Genomic DNA, 19,888 nt, shown 5'->3' on the forward strand with positions numbered 1-19,888 from the left:
CCATGAGCATTTGATACGGTCATTTCATCGCCCTACACGGCGGCTTTCGGCCTGCGGGCGGCATCTTTGCGCCCCCGTTCCTCGCCAATAGACGCTGTTATTGGCTCGTCGCGGGGACGCAAACCTGCTCGCCCTCGCCTTTTGATACCCGCTCGTGTTCCAATGGACAATCTGGGTTGAAGGCAAAATTGACGTGCTCGGAAAGCCGTCACTATAATGCGCGACTTTCAATCCCGCTGAAACGGAATCGAAGATGCGCAGGAAATTCGTCGCCGGTAACTGGAAGATGCACGGCAGTTTGAAGAGCAATGCCGAATTGCTTCGCGACGTGCGAACGGGTGTCGCCCCACTGGATATCGATATCGCCGTCTGCGCGCCTTATCCCTATCTCGCGCAGGTCAGCGAACTACTCCAAGGTAGCAATGTGGCCTGGGGCGCCCAGGATGTTTCCGAGCATGCACAAGGCGCTTACACCGGCGAAGTCAGCGCGGCGATGCTCGTCGATTTCGGCTGCAAATATGTGATCGTCGGTCATTCCGAGCGGCGCAGCTATTATGGTGAAAGCGATGCGATCGTCGCCGCGAAAACCGAGGCGGCACTGAAGGCGGGGCTGATCCCGATCGTCTGTGTCGGCGAGACCCTCGAAGAGCGTGAGCGCAATGTCACTGCCGAAGTGGTCACACGTCAGCTCGACGCCGTCATCGCGCGCTGCGGCGTTGCTGCACTGGCCAACGCCGTGGTCGCTTATGAGCCGGTTTGGGCGATTGGCACCGGACACACCGCCACACCAGCGCAGGCGCAAGAAGTGCATGCGCTGATCCGCAGCCGCGTGGCACGCGAAGATGCGCAAGTTGCCGCGGGGCTACGCATTCTCTACGGCGGCAGTATGAAGCCGGCCAATGCCCAGGAGTTGATGGCTCAGCCCGACATCGATGGCGGTCTGATCGGCGGCGCGTCGCTGGTGGCCGCCGATTTCGTGGCCATCTGTGCGGCGGCCCGTTAAGGAAACTCCATGAGCATTCTCTTCACCATCACGCTCACCGTGCACATCATCGTCGGGCTTGCGGTGATCGGCCTCGTGTTGATCCAGCATGGCAAAGGCGCCGACATGGGGGCGGCGTTCGGCAGCGGTGCTTCGGGTAGCCTGTTCGGTGCGACCGGCTCGGCCAATTTTCTATCGCGCTCGACCGCGGTGCTGGCAGCAATTTTCTTTATCACCAGCCTGTCGCTGGCCTACATGGCGAGCCAACGTCCCGCTGCAGCAGCGAGCAGCGTGACCGATACCGTCAAGACGGAATCGGTCGTGCCGGTCGCGCCTGCTCCTCAGCAGGACGCGCAGGAAGAATCGAAGGCAAAAAATATTCCGAAGTGACGCGACAGAAGCGCGGAACGCGGTTAAAATTATCAAGCTGAAAATGCGCCCGGACGCAGTCGCAGAGCCCCACCAGCGCTCAAGCGATGGAACCGGGTGACAAAGCCGACGTGGTGGAATTGGTAGACACGCTATCTTGAGGGGGTAGTGGCGAAAGCTGTGCGAGTTCGAGTCTCGCCGTCGGCACCAGACACGAGGGCAATGACCATGAAGCGATTTGCAACAGGGGGTTGTTGAATGCTGGAAAACTATTTCCCGGTGCTGGTGTTCATCATCGTTGCCCTGATTTTTGGCTGTGTGCCCATGATCATCGGGCGGCTGGTCGGGCCCCATCGTCCTGACCCAGAAAAACTTTCCCCCTACGAATGTGGCTTCAATGCCTTCGAGGATGCGCGCATGAAGTTCGATGTGCGCTATTACCTCGTCGCGATCGCTTTCATCATCTTCGATCTGGAAGTGGCCTACATGTTTCCCTGGGCGGCGATCTACAAGGAATTCGTCGGCGCGGAAAACGCCGTGGTGCGGTCTTTCGGTTTCGTCGAGATGTTCATCTTCATGGGCATCCTCATCGTCGGTTTCGTCTGGGCCTGGCTGAAAGGCGCCCTCGAGTGGGAGTGAGCGAGTGAGCATCGAAGGTGTCTTGCAGGAAGGTTTCGTCACCACTACGCTCGACAAGGTCATCAACTGGACGCGCACCGGTTCCCTCTGGCCGATGACGTTTGGCTTGGCCTGCTGTGCGATCGAGATGATCCACACCGGGGTGTCCCGTTACGATCTCGACCGCTTCGGTGTGGTCTTCCGCCCGAGTCCGCGTCAGTCAGACGTGATGATCGTCGCGGGCACGGTCACCAACAAGATGGCCCCGGCGATGCGCCGCGTCTATGACCAAATGGCGGAACCGCGCTGGGTGATCTCGATGGGTTCCTGTGCGAACGGAGGCGGTTACTATCATTACTCCTATTCCGTGTTGCGGGGTTGCGACCGGGTGATCCCAGTCGATATTTACGTGCCTGGCTGTCCACCCACCCCAGAAGCGCTGCTCTACGGCATCATCCAACTGCAAAACAAGATCAATCGGACCTGCACCATCGCCCGTTAATCTACCCCCGTCGTTCGCGAAATCTCTGAAAACATCATGAGCGCCAAGCTGGAACGGCTGTGCAAGCACTTGAACGAAATCTTCGTCGGGCGCATCCAGAATCTCACGGTCGCCGGCGGCGAGGTCACGCTCGAGGTCTCTCCCGCTGACTATTTCGAGGTTGCCAAGACGCTGCGCGATCATCCGGAGCTGCGCTTCGAGCAGTTGCTCGATCTGTGTGGTGTCGACTATGTGACTTACGGCAGAACGGATCTCGTCGATTTCAGCAAAGGGCGTTCGCCGCGTTTCGCCGCCGTGAGCCACCTGCTCTCCCTGACTCACAACTGGCGCTTGCGACTCAGGGTGTTCGCACCGGATGATGCCTTTCCCGTCGTCGCTTCGCTGACGCCGCTGTGGAGCAGCGCCAATTGGTTCGAGCGCGAGGCCTTCGATCTGTTTGGCATCATGTTCGAAGGCCATGACGATCTCCGGCGCATTTTGACCGACTACGGCTTCGTCGGCCATCCATTCCGCAAGGACTTCCCGGTGCATGGTTATGTCGAGATGCGCTACGACCCGGAGCAGCGTCGCGTGGTCTATCAGCCCGTGACCATCGAGCCGCGCGAGGTGACGCCGCGCATCATCCGCGAAGAAAACTATGGAAAGGTGAGCGACGACCGTGGCTGAGATCAAGAACTATACGGTCAATATGGGGCCGCAGCATCCAGCGACCCACGGTGTGCTGCGGCTGGTGCTCGAACTCGATGGCGAGGTCGTGGTGCGTGCCGACCCGCACATCGGTTTGCTGCACCGGGCGACCGAAAAGTTGATGGAGCATCGCACCTGGGTGCAATCCTTGCCGTACATGGATCGGATGGATTACACCTCGATGTTCATCAACGAACATCCGTTCTGTCTGGCCGTCGAACGCTTGTTGGGAATCGAGGTACCGATCCGCGCGCAATACATCCGTGTGATGTTCGACGAACTGACGCGCATCTTCCACCATCTCTTCAATCTCGGCACGCACGCGCTGGACATCGGCGCGATGGCGATGGTGCTCTACACCTTCCGTGAGCGCGAAGACATCCTCGACATGCTCGAAGCGGTTTCCGGCGCGCGCATGCACGGCGCCTACTATCGACCTGGCGGCGTGTATCGCGACCTGCCGGACAGCATGCCCAAGTACACGGTCAATAAGTTCAAGGACGAGAAGACCGTCAAGGAACTGAATGCTGCGCGCGAAGGTTCCATGCTCGATTTCATCGAGGATTTCACCAACCGGTTGCCGCGTTATCTCGACGAATACGAAACCCTGCTGACCGGCAACCGCATTTGGAAGCAGCGCACCGTCGGCATCGGCGTCGTCTCGCCGGAGCGTGCGCTCCAGCTCGGTTTCACCGGCCCGATGCTGCGCGGCTCGGGCATCGCCTGGGATCTGCGCAAGAAACAGCCCTACATGGTCTATGACCGACTCGATTTCGATGTGCCGGTCGGTGTCAACGGCGATTGCTACGACCGTTATCTCGTGCGCATGGAGGAAATGCGCCAGTCCAACCGCATCGTCAAGCAATGCGTCGACTGGCTGCGCAAGAATCCCGGCCCGGTGATGATCGACGATCTGAAGGTCGCGCCGCCGAAGCGCGAGAAGATGAAAACCAGCATGGAAGAGCTGATCCACCATTTCAAGTTCTTCACCGAGGGCATCCATGTGCCGCCGGGGGAGACCTATGCCGCGATCGAGCATGCCAAAGGCGAGCTGGGCGTCTATATGATCTCGGATGGCGCCAACAAACCCTACCGCGTCAAAGTGCGCTCGCCTGCGTTCCAAAACCTCTCGGCGATGGATGAAATGGCGCGCGGCCACATGATCGCCGACGTGGTCACCATTATCGGCACGATGGACATCGTGTTCGGCGAAGTGGACAGATAAGTCATGTTGAGCGAAGCCACGTTGCAAAAAATCGATCGCGAGATCGCCAAGTACCCGTCCGATCAGCGGCAGTCCGCAGTGATGGCGGCGTTGCGTCTTGCCCAGCAAGAAAAAGGCTGGCTCTCGCCCGAGACCATCGCCTTCGTCGCGAAATATCTAGGCATGGCCGAGATGGCGGTCTATGAGGTGGCGACCTTCTACAACATGTATGAGCTGGCGCCGGTCGGCAAATACAAGATCACGGTGTGCACCAATTTGCCGTGCGCCCTGTCGGGCGGCGTACATGCCGCCGACTATCTGAAAGAGAAGCTCGGCATCGATTTCAACGAAACCACGCCGGATGGCAAATTCACGCTGAAGGAGGGCGAATGCATGGGGGCGTGCGGCGATGCGCCGGTGCTGCTCGTCAATGACGTGCATATGCGCTGTTTCATGACGCCCGAGGAAATCGACCGGCTGCTGGCGGAGTGCGATCGTAGCGAGAGCGGAGGCAACGGTTAATGGCGATTCTCGATAGCATCAATCCGACCTTGACCGCCGGCTGGCATCGTCCCGACGTGCGCGATCTGGCGCGTGACACCGGCTGGCACCTTGCGGATTACGAAGCGCGCGGCGGCTATCAGGCCTTGAAAAAGCTGTTCGCCGAAAAGATGACGCCCGAGCAGGTGATCGCCGAGGTGAAGGCTTCGGTCTTGCGCGGTCGCGGCGGGGCGGGATTTCCGACTGGCCTGAAATGGAGCTTCATGCCGAAAAAAAAGGTGGTCGAAAAACAGCTCGTCTGCGATACCGAAACCGGCGCACCCACGCTGTGCGAAGTGGTCGATTCCCGTGCCGGCGACCATTACATCGTCTGCAACACCGATGAAGGCGAACCCGGCACGTTCAAGGATCGCGACATCTTGCGTCACGACCCGCACGCGGTCATCGAGGGCATGATCATCGCCGGATACGCGATAGGCGCGAATTGCGGCTACAACTACATCCACGGCGAAATCTTCGAGCTCTACCAGCGTTTCGAAGCCGCGCTCGCTGAGGCGCGCGCCGCCGGCTATCTGGGCAAGAACATCCTCGGTTCCGGCTTCGATTTCGAGCTCTACGCCCATCACGGCTGGGGCGCCTACATCTGCGGCGAGGAAACGGCGCTGCTCGAATCGATCGAAGGCAAGAAAGGCCAGCCGCGCTACAAGCCGCCCTTTCCGGCCAATGTCGGCCTCTATGGACGTCCGACGACGATCAACAATACCGAGTCGCTGGCCTCGATTCCCTGGATCATCCGCAATGGCGGCCAGGCCTTCCTCGATCTGGGCAAACCGAACAATGGTGGCACCAAGTTGTTCTCGGTCTCCGGTCATGTCAATAAGCCCGGCAACTACGAAGTGCCGCTGGGCACGCCATTTGCCAAGCTGCTCGAAATGGCGGGCGGCATGCGCGGCGGCAGAAAACTCAAGGCGGTGATTCCCGGTGGTTCCTCGGCGCCGGTGCTGCCAGCCGAGATCATCATGGACTGCACCATGGATTACGATTCGATCGCCAAAGCCGGTTCGATGCTCGGCTCGGGCGCGGTGATCGTGATGGACGAGACGGTCTGCATGGTCAAGGCGCTCGAACGCCTGTCACGCTTTTATCACGAGGAATCCTGCGGGCAATGCACGCCGTGCCGGGAAGGCACCGGCTGGCTCTACAAGATGATCCATCGCATCGAGCATGGCCAGGGACGGCCGGAGGATCTCGATTTGCTCGACGACGTGGCGAAGAACATCATGGGACGGACGATCTGCGCGCTCGGCGATGCCGCCGCCATGCCGGTGATCAGTTTCGTCAAACATTTCCGCGCCGAGTTTGCCTATCACATCGAACACAAGCAGTGTCTGGTGCCCCCCGATGTGCAGAGGGCGGGCAGCACCTTCCATACGCGCTTGATGGCGGGGGCGACATGTTGAACATCGAGATCGACGGCAAGCCGCTGCAAGTCGCGCCGGGCACTACGGTGTTCGAGGCCGCGCGTTCGGCCGGCATCTACATTCCGCATTTCTGCTACCACAAGAAGCTCTCGATCGCCGCCAATTGCCGGATGTGTCTCGTGCAGGTCGAAAAGGCGCCGAAACCGATGCCCGCCTGCGCGACCGTCGCCACCGAAGGCATGAAGGTATTCACGCATTCGCCGCTGGCGGTCAAGGCGCAGCGCGCCGTGATGGAGTTTCTGTTGATCAACCATCCGCTCGACTGTCCGATCTGCGATCAGGGCGGGGAATGTCAGCTGCAGGATCTCGCCGTCGGCTACGGCGGCTCCCATGCGCGCTTCCAGGAAGAAAAGCGCGTCGTCAGCAACAAGGATCTCGGTCCGCTGGTCGCGACCGATATGACTCGCTGCATCAACTGTACGCGCTGTGTGCGCTTCACGCAGGAAATCGCCGGCTACATGGAGCTCGGTCAGGCCTATCGCGGCGATCGCGCCGAGATCATGCCTTTCCTCGGTCAGACGCTCGATTCCGAGCTGTCCGGCAACGTCATCGACCTTTGCCCGGTCGGCGCGCTGACTTCGAAGCCGTTCCGCTTCGCGGCGCGCACTTGGGAGCTTTCGCGCCGCAAGTCGGTGAGCCCGCATGACGGCCTGGGCAGCAATCTGATCGTCCAGGTGTTGCATGACAAGGTCAAGCGCGTCTTGCCGCTGGAAAACGAGGCGATCAACGAGTGCTGGCTGTCCGACAAGGATCGCTTCTCCTACGAAGCGCTCAACGGCGAGGAACGCCTGACACGCCCGCTGGTCAAGCAGGGCGGTCAGTGGCGCGAAGTCGAATGGAACGTGGCGCTCGATTATGCCGCGCATGCGCTGCGCGACATCGCGCGCAATCATGGTGCGGATGCGCTCGGCGCCCTCATCAGCCCGCATGCAACCCTCGAGGAAATGGCGCTGGCCGCCAAACTGCTGCGTGGGTTGGGCTCGGACAACATCGATTTCCGTTTGCGTCAGAGCGATTTCAGCCTCGATGGCCAGCGCGCCGGCATACCTTGGCTCGGCATGAAGATCGCCGAGCTCGGCGCACTCGATCGCGTGTTCGTGGTCGGCAGTTTCCTGCGCAAGGATCATCCGCTGATCGCTCAGCGCCTGCGCCAGAGCGCGAAGAAGGGCGCCCAGATTTCGCTGCTGCATTCTGCCGATGACGAGCTGTTCATCGAGCTGTTCGCGAAGGCGATCGCTGCACCGGCGCAACTGACGGCGCTGTTCGCCGAGGTCGTCAAGGCGGTGGCCGAACTCAAGAACGTGCCGCTCGACGACGAATTCGCGAAAGTCGGCCCCGGCGAGACGGCACGCAAGATCGCCGCCAGCCTCGCCTCCGGCGCGAACGTCGGCATCCTGCTGGGCAACTTTGCCCAGCAGCACCCGCAGGCGGCGACGCTGAATCGCCTTGCGCAGCAGCTCGCCGGACTGCTCGGAGCGAAATTTGGTTTCCTCGGCGAGGCGGCGAACAGCGTCGGCGGGTATGTTGCCGGTGCCCATCCTCGTCAAGGCGGAATGAATGCTGCGCGGCTGATCTCCGAACCACGGCGCGGCTACTTGCTACTGGGTGTCGAGCCGGAGCTCGATTGTGCGGATGGTGCGGCGGCGCTTTCCGCACTTTCCCAGGCGGCGAGCGTGATCGTCCTGTCGCCGTTCAAGTCGCAGGCCGCGCTCGACTATGCCGATTGTCTGCTGCCCGTCGCACCATTTACCGAGACTTCCGGCACTTTCGTCAATACCGAGGGTCGGCTGCAGAGTTTCCATGCCGTCTGCAAACCCTTGGGCGAGACGCGGCCGGCCTGGAAGGTGCTGCGCGTGTTGGGCAATCTGCTCGAGCTTGCCGGCTTCGATTACGAAAGTTCGGAACAGGTGCGTGACGAAGTTTTGCCCGGCAAACCCGAATTCGTCGCGGGGCTCGACAATGCCGTCGCCCCCGGCGCGATGCGGCTTGTCTCTTCTACCACGGGTCTGCAGCGCATCGCCGATGTACCGATCTACTTCGCCGATCCGCTGGTGCGCCGCGCGCCCAGTCTGCAGGCGACCCGCGATGCGGCCAAACCTACGGTGCGCATGAATGCCGCGACGCTGGCGAAACTGGGGCTTATCGATGGCAACCGAGTGAAGTTCGGCGCTGGCGGCACGGCAGTCGAGCTGCTCGCTCGGCTCGATGCCGGCGTGCCGGATGAATGCGTACGCATCGCCGCGGCGCATGCGACGACCGTGGCGCTCGGTCCGCTGTTCGGCACCCTGAATGTGGAGCGCGCATGATGGAAGCCCAGTTCCTGCAATTCTTTCAGTCTGCATTCGGCAGCGCCTGGCCGACGGTAGCACCCGTGTGGCCGGCGATCTGGGCCTTGCTCAAGATCGTCGCCGTGTTGGTGCCGGTCGTCATCGCGGTCGCCTACCTGCCTTATTTCGAGCGCAAGGTCATCGCCTACATGCATGTGCGCATCGGCCCGAACCGCGTCGGTCCGATCGGCCTGCTGCAGCCGATCGCCGATGCGCTGAAACTGGTATTCAAGGAAATCGTCACGCCGGCCAAGGCCGACAAGGCGCTCTATTTCACCGGCCCGGTGCTGGCGTTGGCGCCGGCCTTGGTCGCCTGGGCGGTGGTGCCATTCGACGATGGCAAGGTGATCGCCAACGTCGATGCCGGGGTGCTTTATCTGCTCGCCGTCAGCTCGCTGGGCATCTACGGCATCATCGTTTCCGGTTGGGCCTCGAACTCGAAATATGCCTTTCTCGGTGCGATGCGCGCCGGCGCGCAGATGATTTCCTACGAGATCGCGATGGGCATGGCCTTGATCACCGTGCTGATGGTCTCGAACAGCCTCAATCTCGGCGACATCGTGCATGCCCAGGCCAGGGGCCGCTTTGCCGAGATGGGGTTCGATTTCCTTTCGTGGAACTGGCTGCCGTTGTTGCCGATGTTCGTGATCTACCTGATCTCTGGCGTCGCGGAAACCAACCGCGCGCCGTTCGACGTCGTCGAAGGGGAATCCGAGATCGTCGCCGGCCACATGGTCGAATATTCCGGCATGGCCTTCGCGCTGTTTTTCCTCGCCGAATACGGCAACATGATCCTGATCTCGGCGCTGACGTCGATTTTCTTCCTCGGCGGCTGGCTCTCGCCAGTGGGCTTCCTGCCCGACGGACTGGGCTGGCTGGTGCTGAAGATCTCGTTCCTGCTCTTCCTGTTTCTCTGGTTCCGCGCTTCCTTTCCGCGTTATCGCTATGACCAGATCATGCGGCTGGGCTGGAAGGTCTTCATCCCGTTGTGCATCGTCTGGATCCTGCTGATCGGTGTCTGGATGATGTCGCCACTTTCCATTTGGAGCTGACCATCATGGGCGCGCTCAAGGACTTCATCGGTGGCTTCCTGCTCAAGGATTTCCTTGCCGGGATGGCATTGACCGGGCGCTATCTGTTCGCCCGCAAGATCACCGTCCAGTATCCGGACGAGAAGACGCCGCAGAGTTTCCGCTTCCGCGGCCTACATGCGTTGCGTCGCTATCCGAATGGCGAGGAGCGCTGCATCGCCTGCAAGCTGTGCGAGGCGATCTGCCCGGCGATGGCGATCACGATCGAATCGGCCGAGCGGGAAGATGGCTCGCGGCGCACCACACGCTACGACATCGATCTGACGAAATGCATTTTCTGTGGCTTCTGCGAAGAGGCTTGCCCGGTCGATGCGATCGTCGAAACGCACATCTTCGAATATCACGGCGAGACGCGCGGCGATTTGTATTACACCAAGCAGATGCTGCTGGCCAACGGCGATCGTTATGAGGAAGAGATCGCTCGACGCAAGCAGCTCGATGCGCCTTACCGGTAGAGCGCGGCCATGGAATTCAAGATCTTCATCTTCTACATGTTCGCGGCGATCATGCTGTTCGCCGGGCTGCGGGTGATCACTGCCCGTAATCCGGTTCATGCCGCGCTCTATCTGGTGCTGGCGTTCTTTAACGCCGCAGGCATCTGGATGCTGCTGCAGGCGGAATTCCTCGCCATCCTGCTCGTGATGGTTTATGTCGGCGCGGTGATGGTGCTGTTCCTCTTCGTCGTCATGATGCTCGACATCGATCTCGACCGGCTGCGGCACCGCTTTTGGAGCTATTTGCCGCTCGGGGCGATGATCGGCGTGCTGATGGTCGTCGAAATGAGTCTGGTGCTTTCCGGCAAATACTTCGGTGTCGAGGCGCTGCCCGGTCAGACGCTGCCCGATGGCTACAGCAACACACGCGAGCTGGGAAGACTGCTCTACACAGATTACGTCTATCCATTCGAGTTGGCTTCGGTGATCCTGCTGGTGGGCATCATCGCCGCGGTGCACCTGACCCTGCGCCGCCGCAAGGACAGCAAGTATCAGAAGCCGTCGGCGCAAATCCACATCCGGCGAGAAGATCGCGTGCGGCTGGTGAAGATGGCCGTCGAAAAGGATGTGCCCGCAGATTCTGCTCAGACGACGAAGGAGGGCGGTCAATGAGTCTCACCACCCTGTCGCTGTCGCATTACCTGATCCTTTCGGCGATCCTGTTCGCGATCAGCGTGGTCGGCATCTTCCTCAACCGCAAGAACCTGATCGTGCTGTTGATGGCGATCGAGCTGATGCTGCTGTCGGTGAATCTGAACTTCGTCGCCTTTTCTCATTACCTCAACGACCTGGCCGGGCAACTCACGGTGTTCTTCATCCTCACCGTCGCTGCGGCCGAAGCCGCCATTGGACTGGCCATCCTCGTGGTGCTGTTCCGTAACCTCTCGACGATCCATGTCGATGATCTCGACAGCCTGAAGGGATAAGGCGAATGAAACTGCTCTACCTCATCGTGCCGCTGGCGCCGCTGATCGGTGCAATCATCGCCGGGTTGTTTTCCAAGACGATCGGCCGCAGCGGCGCCCATTCGGTGACGATCCTCGGTGTGACGATTTCTTTCCTCGCTTCGCTGTCGATCTTCCGCGACGTGATGGCCGGTCAAACCTTCAATGGCGAGGTCTATACCTGGCTCGCATCGGGCGGTCTGAAACTGTCGATCGGTTTCCTGATCGACCCGCTCACCGCGGTGATGATGGTCGTCGTCACCTTCGTTTCGCTGATGGTGCATATCTACACCATCGGCTACATGGCGCACGACGAGGAGAACTGGCCCGCCGACAGCCGCGCCGCCACGAACAGCTATCAGCGCTTCTTCGCCTACATCTCGCTGTTTACCTTCTCGATGCTGATGTTGGTGATGAGCAATAACTTCGTGCAGCTGTTCTTCGGCTGGGAAGCGGTCGGCCTCGTCTCCTATCTGTTGATCGGTTTCTGGTCGGTGCGTCCATCGGCGGTGTATGCGAACCTGAAAGCGTTTCTGGTCAACCGCGTCGGCGACTTCGGCTTCCTGCTCGGGATTGGGCTCGTCGCCGCTTATGCCGGCAGCCTCGATTACGCGACGGTGTTCGGTAAGGCGAAAGAGTTGGCCGCGATGAATGAAGCCGTCACGGGTTGGCCGCTGGTCACCGCGATCTGTATTGGCCTGTTCGTCGGCGCGATGGGCAAGTCGGCGCAGTTCCCGCTGCACGTCTGGCTCCCCGACTCGATGGAAGGTCCGACGCCGATTTCCGCGCTGATCCATGCCGCGACGATGGTGACGGCCGGCATCTTCATGGTATCGCGCATGTCGCCGCTGTTCGAGCTGTCCGATACCGCGCTGTCGCTGGTGATCGTCGTCGGCGCGATCACGACGCTGTTCATGGCGCTGATCGCGATCGTACAGACCGACATCAAGCGCGTCGTCGCTTATTCGACGCTCTCCCAGCTCGGCTACATGACGATGGCGCTGGGCGCTTCCGCCTATTCGGCAGCGATCTTCCATCTGATGACGCACGCCTTCTTCAAGGCGGTGCTGTTCCTCGGCGCCGGCTCGGTGATCATCGCGATGCACCACGAGCAGGACATGCGCAAGATGGGCGGTTTGCGCAAATACATGCCGATCACCTACGCGACGGTGCTGATCGGCGCGCTCGCCAACGCCGGCCTGCCGCCCTTCGCCGGCTTCTTCTCGAAGGATTCGATCATCGAGGCAGTGCATCTGGCCAACGTGCCGGGAGCCGGATTCGCTTATTTCTGCGCGCTGGCGGCGGTGTTCGTCGGCGGCCTGTATTCGTTCCGCCTCGTCTTTTTCGCTTTCCACGGCAAGGAACGTTTCCGTGAGGTGCATGCTCATGGCGAACATGGCCACGGCCATGGCCATGGCCATGGCGAAGTGCATGAACCGCACGAGTCGCCCAAGGTCGTCACGGTGCCGCTGATCCTGCTGGCGATCCCCGCGATCGCCTCCGGCTGGGTGATCGGCACGATGCTCTATGGCGGCTGGTTCGGCAACGCGATCTACATCGACAGCGCCGTGCATCCGGGCTTCGGGACGATGGCCGAGGAATTCCACGGCGTTTTCGCGATGATGGCGCACGGCGTGACGACGCTGCCCTTCTGGCTGGCCATCGCCGGTGCCGGTCTAGCAGGGTATCTCTATCTCGTGCGACCGGATCTGCCAGCGGTGATCAAGCGGAAATCGGGCATTCTCGCCACGATCCTGGAAAAGAAATACGGCTTCGACGAATTCAACGAATGGTTTTTCGCCGGCGGCGCGCGCGCCATCGGCCGCCTGCTCTGGAAGGGCGGCGATCAGACACTCATCGACGGTGTGGCGGTCAATGGTTCGGCGCGCCTCGTGGGCTGGTTCGCCAGCGTCGTGCGCCTGATCCAGTCCGGCTACATCTATCAATACGCGTTCTCCATGATCATCGGCGTCTTCGTGCTGCTGACGTTGTGGATGAACCGAGCCTGACGGAACCGACGCAATGAGTTCTCACCTCCTCAGCCTGGCCATCTGGGTACCGATCCTCGGCGCCTTCGTGGTGTTTGCTGCCGGCAATGCGCACAACCTCGCGCGCTGGGCGGCGTTGATCAGCGCGATCGCCGGCTTTCTCGTCACTCTGCCGTTATATGCCGGCTTCGACATCAGCCAGGCGGGCATGCAATTCGTCGAGCAGCGCCCGTGGATGCCGCGTTTCAACATCGAATATTTCCTCGGCGTCGATGGCATTTCCGTACTGTTCATCCTGCTCAACAGCTTCATCACCATTCTCGTCGTCATCGCCGGCTGGGAGGTGATCAAGGAAAAGGTCGCCCAGTACATGGGCGCCTTCCTGATCATGTCCGGCGTGATGAACGGCATCTTCTGCGCGCTCGATGCGATGCTGTTCTATGTGTTCTTCGAGGCATCGCTGATCCCGATGTACATCATCATCGGCATCTGGGGCGGGCCGAACCGCGTCTATGCCGCCTTCAAGTTCTTCCTCTACACATTGCTCGGCTCGTTGCTGATGCTGATCGCGCTGATCTACCTGTTCCTCGCCTCCGGTGGCAGCTTCAACCTGCTCGAGTGGCATCAACTGAAGATTGGCATGACCCCGCAAATGCTGCTGTTCCTGGCCTTCTTGGCGGCTTTTGCCGTGAAAGTGCCGATGTGGCCGGTGCATACCTGGCTGCCCGATGCCCACGTCGAGGCTCCGACCGGCGGCTCGGTAGTGCTGGCGGCGATCATGCTGAAGCTCGGTGCCTACGGCTTCCTGCGTTTCTCGCTGCCGATCACGCCGGATGCGAGCCACTATTTCGCGCCACTGATCATCGCGCTGTCACTGATCGCCGTGATCTACATCGGCTTCGTCGCGCTGGTGCAGGCCGACATGAAAAAGCTGATCGCTTATTCGTCGATCTCGCACATGGGCTTCGTCACGCTGGGCTTCTTCATCTTCAATCAGATCGGCCTGGAAGGGGCGCTGGTGCAGATGATTTCCCACGGTTTCGTCTCCGCGGCGATGTTCCTCTGCGTCGGCGTGATGTACGACCGCATGCATTCGCGGCTGATCGCCGACTATGGCGGTGTGGTGCATCGGATGCCGAAATTCGCCGGTTTCTTCATGCTATTCGCGATGGCCAATGCGGGATTGCCGGCCACTTCTGGTTTCGTCGGTGAATTCATGGTCGCCTTGGGCGCGATCAAATTCAACTTCTGGATCGGCTTCGCTGCCGCGACGACCTTGGTGCTCGGCGCGGCCTATACCCTCTGGATGTACAAGCGCGTGATCTTCGGTCCGGTCGGCAATGCGCATGTCGCCGCATTGACCGACATCGATGCGCGCGAATTCCTGTTCCTGGCGGCACTGGCGCTGTGTGTGCTGGCCATGGGCATCTACCCCTTCCCGTTCACAGAGGTGATGCATGCCTCGGTGGATAACCTGCTCAAGCACGTCGCTGTGAGCAAGCTCTGATCACTATGGCGGCGACGAGATAAACGATGCTCAACCATTTCATCACGCCCGACCTCTACCCGGCCGCAGCGGAACTGTTCCTCGCGGCGATGGCCTGCGTCATTCTGCTCGCCGATGCGCTACTCGGTCCTACGCGCCGTTGGGTGACCACCGCGCTGACGCTGGTAACACTCGCCGGTTGCCTTTTGATCACCTACCGGACGATGGACGGCCAGGTAGTGCTGACGTTCAGCAACATGTTCGTCGATGACCTGTTTGGCGATTTCCTGAAGATCTTGCTCTATCTGGCGGTGATCGTGGTGATCGTTTATAGCCGCGACTATCTGGCGGCGCGGGGGCTCGACAAGGGCGAATACTACGTGCTGGTGCTGTTCGCGACGCTCGGCATGATGGTGATGATCACCGCGGCGAGCTTCCTGACCATCTATCTGGGGCTGGAATTACTTTCTCTGTCGCTGTATGCGCTCGTGGCGATCGACCGGGATTCGCCGCGCGCCACCGAGGCGGCGATGAAATACTTTGTGCTCGGCGCGCTGGCTTCCGGCCTGCTGCTCTATGGCATGTCGATGGTCTATGGCGCGACCGGCACGCTGGAGATCGGCGGGGTCGCCCAGGCGCTGCACTTGGGCGTCGCCAACAAGACGGTGCTGGTGTTCGGTCTGGTGTTCATCGTCGCTGGGCTAGCCTTCAAGCTCGGCGCAGTGCCGTTCCATATGTGGGTACCCGATGTCTATCAAGGAGCACCGGCACCGATTACCCTGCTGATCGGCTCGGCGCCGAAACTGGCGGCCTTCGCGATGGCGATGCGCATGCTGGTCTATGGCTTGTTCGAGCTGGCCGAGCATTGGCAGAGCATGTTGATGCTGCTGGCCGTGCTGTCGATCGCGCTGGGCAATCTGGTGGCGATCGCCCAGACCAACATCAAGCGCATGCTCGCCTATTCGGCGATTTCGCACATGGGATTCCTGCTCCTGGCGCTGATGAGCGGCGTGGTCGGCCCGGACAAGCATTTCGCACTCAATGCCTACAGTTCGGCGATGTACTACGTGGTGGCCTACGTGCTGATGTCGCTCGGCGCGTTCGGCACCGTGCTGTTGCTCTCGCGCGCTGGATACGAGGCCGAGCATCTCGACGATTTCAAGGGCCTCAATCAGCGCAGTCCGTTGTTCGCGGCGGTGATGTTGGCGGTGATGTTCTCGATGGCCGGCGTGCCGTTCTTCGTTGGCTTCTTCGCCAAATTCTCGGTGCTGCTCGCGGTCATCGATGCCGGTTATCTGTGGGTGGCGATCTTCGCGGTGCTGTTCTCGCTGATCGGTGCCTTCTACTATCTGCGCGTCGTCAAATACATGTACTTCGATCCGCCGGCCGATGTCGCGCCGCTCAAGGCTGGTCTGGACATGCGCTTCCTGCTGGCCGTGAATGGCGCCGCGATCGCGCTGTTCGGCATTTTCCCGGATACGCTGGTTTCGCTGTGCACCTACGCTTTGCTGCGCTCGCTGTAAGCGGGCGTCGCAACGTCAGGCAACGTGAAGAAGTTACTCAGGGGCATTGCGCTATTCCTCGCACTCATTGCTGCGCTGTTGGCGATTCCTTTGCTGTTCATTTCCGGAAACGAAAAAGCGCCGGCCGTCGATGATGCGCTATTGCCCTGGAACATCGAGCGGTTGCCAGGCGGAGCAACGCGCGTATTCGGCCTCACGCTGGGCGAGAGCACGCTGGACGATGCTTACCGCCGATTTGGCGAAGAAGCCCGGGTGGCGCTGATCGCGGCCCAGGGCGAATCCGGATCGGTCGAGGCGTTCTACGAGCACTTCAATGCCGGCTTCATCACCGGGAAGATGATTCTCACGCTGGAAACCAGCCAGGCGCAACGCGCAGCGTTGCTCGCGCGCGCGGTCAAGGCGGAAATCACCGAAAATGCCGCGCGGCGCATCACGCTCGCCGCCGTCGATCTAGAGGATCTACGCCACGCGCGCATCGCCGGCATCACCTTCATTCCTTCCGCGGATCTCGACGCGGAGTCCGTCAGGCAACGTTTCGCTATGCCCGCCGAAACGATCCGTCTCGACGAACGCATCACCCACTGGCTCTATCCCGACAAGGGGCTCGACGTGCGGCTCGACGCCAAGGGCAAGGAAGTATTGCAATACGTCGCGCCAATGGATTTCACCCGCCTGCGCGATCCATTACTGGCCGCTGGGCGCTCGTGATGCCTTGTCGCCTGCCACGTGTTGGGCTTCGTAAGCCGAAGGGCTGACGCCGGCGCGGGCGAGAAACTCGCGCAGATGCTTGATGTCCTGACGGCCGAAGACGCTGCCTTGATGCGGATGATGGAGGAAATATTCGTGGCGGTTCAACAACACGCGGAAACGCGCGCCATGCACCGGTTCCACGGTGGCACCCAGGTGATGGAGCAGGGATTCGATCTCGCGCCAGTGAATGTTGCCGCTCGGTGGGTCCTGGAACAGGCTGCGCAGAAGATGCAGATGTTTGTGGCTCATGTTTATGATCCAATCTGATCTGGCGGAGGCGGTGAGATTCGAACTCACGAACGCTTGCGCGTTGGCGGTTTTCAAGACCGCTGCCTTAAACCACTCGGCCACGCCTCCTATACATTGTCACTGGCGGTTTTAGTTCCGGCATAACGCGCCAACGCGCGTTAGCCTACACTAGCGCGCCCAGCTTGCGCTGGGCTGGCGCCAAGACCGCTGCCTTAAACCACTCGGCCACGCCTCCTATACATTGTCACTGGCGGTTTTAGTTCCGGCATAACGCGCCAACGCGCGTTAGCCTACACTAGCGCGCCCAGCTTGCGCTGGGCTGGCGCCAAGACCGCTGCCTTAAACCACTCGGCCACGCCTCCTATACATTGTCACTGGCGGTTTTAGTTCCGGCATAACGCGCCAACGCGCGTTAGCCTACACTAGCGCGCCCAGCTTGCGCTGGGCTGGCGCCAAGACCGCTGCCTTAAACCACTCGGCCACGCCTCCTATACATTGTCACTGGCGGTTTTGGCTCCGGCCGCCCGCTGACGCGGGCTTAACATTCGCAAGCGAATGTTAGCCTTTGCCGCAATGGCGCCTGTGCGCCATTGTCAAGACCGCTGCCTTAAACCACTCGGCCACGCCTCCCGACGCAGTGGATTATAGACCGCCGAGCGGCAGCAGTCCGTGGCGGCGGCGGGCTTCGTTGCAGGCTTCGTCGCCGATATCCAGCAGGGAGAGCGGCGCGAAATCGCGACAGGCCACCGGACGCCGTTCGTAGATCGTGCAGCGAACGCTTTCGCCGACGACCCCGACCAAGGCGATGCAGCGCCCCGGCATGTCGGGATGTTCGCGCATGCAGGCAGTCGTCGGTGTGTAGGGTTCCGTCATCTCGTTGGGTACCCAGCCCGAAGAGTGGCTGGCCAGCTCGACGCGGGGCAGTGTGACGCGGTAAGTCGCACAACAGGCGCCGCAACGACAGCAAACGGAAGGCGAGGAATCCATCGCGCCAGCGTAACAAAAATTCGCCCGGTGCGTTGCACGCGGCGCGCGATTCGTCTAGAATGCGCGGCTCGTTCAGGCGGTTAGCTCAGCTGGTTAGAGCGCCACGTTGACATCGTGGAGGTCGTTGGTTCGATTCCAATACCGCCTACCAGACACGAAAAGCCGTCCCGGATCCCCAGGACGGCTTTTTGCTTTTGGGCGACTCGTAACGCGGCGCCGGAAGGGTCTTACGCTGCTGCGAGCGCCTGCTCTAGATCGGCCTTGAGGTCGTCGATGTGTTCGAGGCCGATCGACAGCCGCACCATGTCATCCGAAACCCCCGCTTTTTTCAGCTCGTCCGGTGAGAGCTGGCGGTGTGTCGTGCTCGCCGGATGGCAGGCGAGTGACTTGGCATCGCCGATATTGACGAGCCGGGTGATCAGTTTCAGCGCATCCTGGAAGCGCGCGCCGGCCGCAGCACCTCCCTTGATGCCGAAGGTGAGGATGCCGGAAGCGCGGCCGTCCATGTATTTCCGTGCCAGCGCATGCTCGGGGTGGTCGGGCAGGCCGGCGTAATTGACCCAGCCGACTTTCGGATGGTTCTTCAGGTAATGCGCGACCGCCAGGGTGTTTGCGCAGATGCGTTCCATGCGCACCGCCAGCGTCTCGATACCCTGCAGGATCAGGAAGCTGTTGAACGGCGAGATCGCCGCGCCCATGTTTCTGAGCGGCACGACGCGGGCGCGGCCGATGTAGGCCGCCGACCCCAGGGCTTCGGTATAGACGATGCCGTGATAGGAGACGTCCGGCTCATTGAGGCGCTTGAAACGCTCCTTGTGCTCGGCCCAGGGAAATTTGCCCGAATCGACGATCGCGCCGCCGATGCTGGTGCCATGACCACCGAGATACTTGGTCAGTGAATGGACGACGATGTCGGCGCCATGCTCGAAGGGACGACACAGATAGGGCGTCGGCACCGTGTTGTCGACGATCAGCGGAATACCGTTTGCATGGGCACGCTCGGCCAGCGCCGCAATGTCGACGACATTGCCCAGCGGATTGCCGATCGATTCGCAATAGATCGCCTTGGTCTTCGCGTCGATCAGCGGCTGGAACGAGGCAGGATTCTTGTAATCGGCGAAACGCACTTCGATGCCGTATTGCGGCAGCGTGTGGGCGAACAGGTTGTAGGTGCCGCCATAGAGCGTGCCGACCGAGACGATGTTGTCGCCGGCTTCGGCAATGGTCTGGATCGCATAGGTGATCGCCGCCTGGCCGGAAGCCAGCCCCAGCGCGCCGACGCCGCCTTCCAGCGCCGCGAGGCGCTTTTCCAGCACGTCGGTGGTCGGGTTCATGATGCGCGTGTAGATGTTGCCCTGCACCTTCAGGTCGAACAGGTCTGCGCCGTGCTGGGTGTCGTCGAATGCATAGGAAGTGGTTTGATAGATCGGCACCGCCACTGCCTTGGTGGTCGGATCCGGGCTGTAGCCGCCGTGGACGGCGAGAGTTTCGAGTTTCATAAGTTCCCCTGCAGTAGTGAAACCTCTGCATAACGCCGCGAGCGGGATGGGATGCAAGGCGCACGGAGCGCAGCGACCGAGACATATCAAGTAGATAGGCGAGGGAGCGAGCACCGCGCAACGCAGCAGACCGCCCGCGCAGCAAGTTAGACAGAGGTTTCATGGTGATAAACGAGCCGTATTGTGGCGCAAAACTCGGCGCTGGT

The 19,888-nt window shown here is 60.9% G+C and carries 20 protein-coding genes and 3 tRNA genes; 19 read left to right on the forward strand and 4 right to left on the reverse strand.

The window, feature by feature from the left end:
• The first annotated feature begins 253 nt into the window (after nt 1-253).
• From tpiA to EL335_RS06185, 18 genes are all read left to right on the forward strand, one after another.
• Nucleotides 254-1,003: a triose-phosphate isomerase gene (tpiA, locus tag EL335_RS06100; RefSeq protein ID WP_126445090.1), complete on the forward strand. Its 750-nt coding sequence runs from the start codon at nt 254-256 to the stop codon at nt 1,001-1,003.
• 9 nt (nt 1,004-1,012) lie between these two features.
• The gene (gene secG / locus EL335_RS06105; protein ID WP_126445092.1) at nt 1,013-1,372 is read left to right on the forward strand and encodes a preprotein translocase subunit SecG; all 360 of its coding nucleotides are present in this window, start codon (nt 1,013-1,015) and stop codon (nt 1,370-1,372) included.
• A gap of 104 nt (nt 1,373-1,476) precedes the next feature.
• Nucleotides 1,477-1,561, forward strand: a tRNA-Leu gene (locus tag EL335_RS06110).
• A 48-nt stretch (nt 1,562-1,609) separates the two neighbouring features.
• Entirely contained in the window at nt 1,610-1,990 is a 381-nt protein-coding gene (gene ndhC / locus EL335_RS06115) for an NADH-quinone oxidoreductase subunit A (protein WP_126445094.1), read from the forward strand.
• 4 nt (nt 1,991-1,994) lie between these two features.
• Nucleotides 1,995-2,471, forward strand: a complete 477-nt coding sequence (locus EL335_RS06120; RefSeq protein WP_126445096.1) for a NuoB/complex I 20 kDa subunit family protein — start codon at nt 1,995-1,997, stop codon at nt 2,469-2,471.
• A gap of 36 nt (nt 2,472-2,507) precedes the next feature.
• Nucleotides 2,508-3,137, forward strand: a complete 630-nt coding sequence (locus EL335_RS06125) for an NADH-quinone oxidoreductase subunit C (protein ID WP_126445098.1) — start codon at nt 2,508-2,510, stop codon at nt 3,135-3,137.
• A complete protein-coding gene (locus EL335_RS06130; protein ID WP_126445100.1) occupies nt 3,130-4,383 on the forward strand; it encodes an NADH-quinone oxidoreductase subunit D in 1,254 nt (417 codons plus the stop codon). The genes EL335_RS06125 and EL335_RS06130 overlap by 8 nt, the downstream gene beginning before the upstream one ends.
• A gap of 3 nt (nt 4,384-4,386) precedes the next feature.
• Nucleotides 4,387-4,884 (forward strand): NADH-quinone oxidoreductase subunit NuoE, encoded by a 498-nt coding sequence (gene nuoE / locus EL335_RS06135; RefSeq protein ID WP_126445102.1) that lies wholly within the window; start codon nt 4,387-4,389, stop codon nt 4,882-4,884.
• 149 nt (nt 4,885-5,033) lie between these two features.
• Nucleotides 5,034-6,323 carry an NADH-quinone oxidoreductase subunit NuoF gene (gene nuoF, locus EL335_RS06140; RefSeq protein WP_431306264.1) on the forward strand — a complete coding sequence of 430 codons (1,290 nt, stop codon included), beginning with the start codon at nt 5,034-5,036 and terminating at the stop codon, nt 6,321-6,323.
• Entirely contained in the window at nt 6,317-8,650 is a 2,334-nt protein-coding gene (nuoG, locus tag EL335_RS06145; protein WP_126445106.1) for an NADH-quinone oxidoreductase subunit NuoG, read from the forward strand. Before nuoF ends, nuoG begins: the two co-directional genes overlap by 7 nt.
• Nucleotides 8,650-9,723 carry an NADH-quinone oxidoreductase subunit NuoH gene (gene nuoH, locus EL335_RS06150; protein ID WP_126447735.1) on the forward strand — a complete coding sequence of 358 codons (1,074 nt, stop codon included), beginning with the start codon at nt 8,650-8,652 and terminating at the stop codon, nt 9,721-9,723. The genes nuoG and nuoH overlap by 1 nt, the downstream gene beginning before the upstream one ends.
• A gap of 5 nt (nt 9,724-9,728) precedes the next feature.
• Nucleotides 9,729-10,217 carry an NADH-quinone oxidoreductase subunit NuoI gene (gene nuoI, locus EL335_RS06155; protein WP_126445108.1) on the forward strand — a complete coding sequence of 163 codons (489 nt, stop codon included), beginning with the start codon at nt 9,729-9,731 and terminating at the stop codon, nt 10,215-10,217.
• A 9-nt stretch (nt 10,218-10,226) separates the two neighbouring features.
• On the forward strand, nt 10,227-10,868 hold the full coding sequence (locus EL335_RS06160; RefSeq protein ID WP_126445110.1) for an NADH-quinone oxidoreductase subunit J: 642 nt from the start codon (nt 10,227-10,229) through the stop codon (nt 10,866-10,868).
• Nucleotides 10,865-11,182 (forward strand): NADH-quinone oxidoreductase subunit NuoK, encoded by a 318-nt coding sequence (gene nuoK / locus EL335_RS06165; protein WP_126445112.1) that lies wholly within the window; start codon nt 10,865-10,867, stop codon nt 11,180-11,182. Before EL335_RS06160 ends, nuoK begins: the two co-directional genes overlap by 4 nt.
• A 5-nt stretch (nt 11,183-11,187) precedes the next feature.
• Complete coding sequence (gene nuoL / locus EL335_RS06170) at nt 11,188-13,209, forward strand: NADH-quinone oxidoreductase subunit L (RefSeq protein WP_284155474.1); 2,022 nt, start codon at nt 11,188-11,190, stop codon at nt 13,207-13,209.
• A gap of 13 nt (nt 13,210-13,222) precedes the next feature.
• Nucleotides 13,223-14,695, forward strand: a complete 1,473-nt coding sequence (locus tag EL335_RS06175) for an NADH-quinone oxidoreductase subunit M (protein WP_126445116.1) — start codon at nt 13,223-13,225, stop codon at nt 14,693-14,695.
• Between the two features lie 26 nt (nt 14,696-14,721).
• Nucleotides 14,722-16,197: an NADH-quinone oxidoreductase subunit NuoN gene (gene nuoN / locus EL335_RS06180; RefSeq protein WP_126445118.1), complete on the forward strand. Its 1,476-nt coding sequence runs from the start codon at nt 14,722-14,724 to the stop codon at nt 16,195-16,197.
• 24 nt (nt 16,198-16,221) lie between these two features.
• Nucleotides 16,222-16,905: a hypothetical protein gene (locus tag EL335_RS06185; RefSeq protein WP_126445120.1), complete on the forward strand. Its 684-nt coding sequence runs from the start codon at nt 16,222-16,224 to the stop codon at nt 16,903-16,905.
• Here EL335_RS06185 and EL335_RS06190 read toward each other — a convergent pair.
• The 3 genes from EL335_RS06190 to EL335_RS06200 form a co-directional block, all read right to left on the reverse strand.
• On the reverse strand, nt 16,882-17,196 hold the full coding sequence (locus EL335_RS06190; protein ID WP_126445122.1) for a type II toxin-antitoxin system HicA family toxin: 315 nt from the start codon (nt 17,194-17,196) through the stop codon (nt 16,882-16,884). The two genes, EL335_RS06185 and EL335_RS06190, sit on opposite strands and share 24 nt — an antisense overlap.
• Nucleotides 17,197-17,216: 20 nt before the next feature.
• Nucleotides 17,217-17,304: transfer RNA gene (locus EL335_RS06195), tRNA-Ser, on the reverse strand.
• 534 nt (nt 17,305-17,838) lie between these two features.
• Nucleotides 17,839-18,183 carry a YkgJ family cysteine cluster protein gene (locus EL335_RS06200; protein WP_126445124.1) on the reverse strand — a complete coding sequence of 115 codons (345 nt, stop codon included), beginning with the start codon at nt 18,181-18,183 and terminating at the stop codon, nt 17,839-17,841.
• 74 nt (nt 18,184-18,257) lie between these two features.
• Here EL335_RS06200 and EL335_RS06205 point away from each other — a divergent pair.
• A tRNA-Val gene (locus EL335_RS06205) sits at nt 18,258-18,334 on the forward strand.
• 76 nt (nt 18,335-18,410) lie between these two features.
• On the opposite strand, the gene EL335_RS06210 is transcribed toward EL335_RS06205, so the two are convergent.
• Nucleotides 18,411-19,682, reverse strand: coding sequence for a bifunctional O-acetylhomoserine aminocarboxypropyltransferase/cysteine synthase (locus EL335_RS06210; protein WP_126445126.1), 1,272 nt, complete (start codon nt 19,680-19,682; stop codon nt 18,411-18,413).
• Nucleotides 19,683-19,888 lie beyond the last annotated feature (206 nt).

It is taken from the genome of Sulfuricystis multivorans, from assembly GCF_003966565.1.
Classification (GTDB): domain Bacteria; phylum Pseudomonadota; class Gammaproteobacteria; order Burkholderiales; family Rhodocyclaceae; genus Sulfuricystis; species Sulfuricystis multivorans.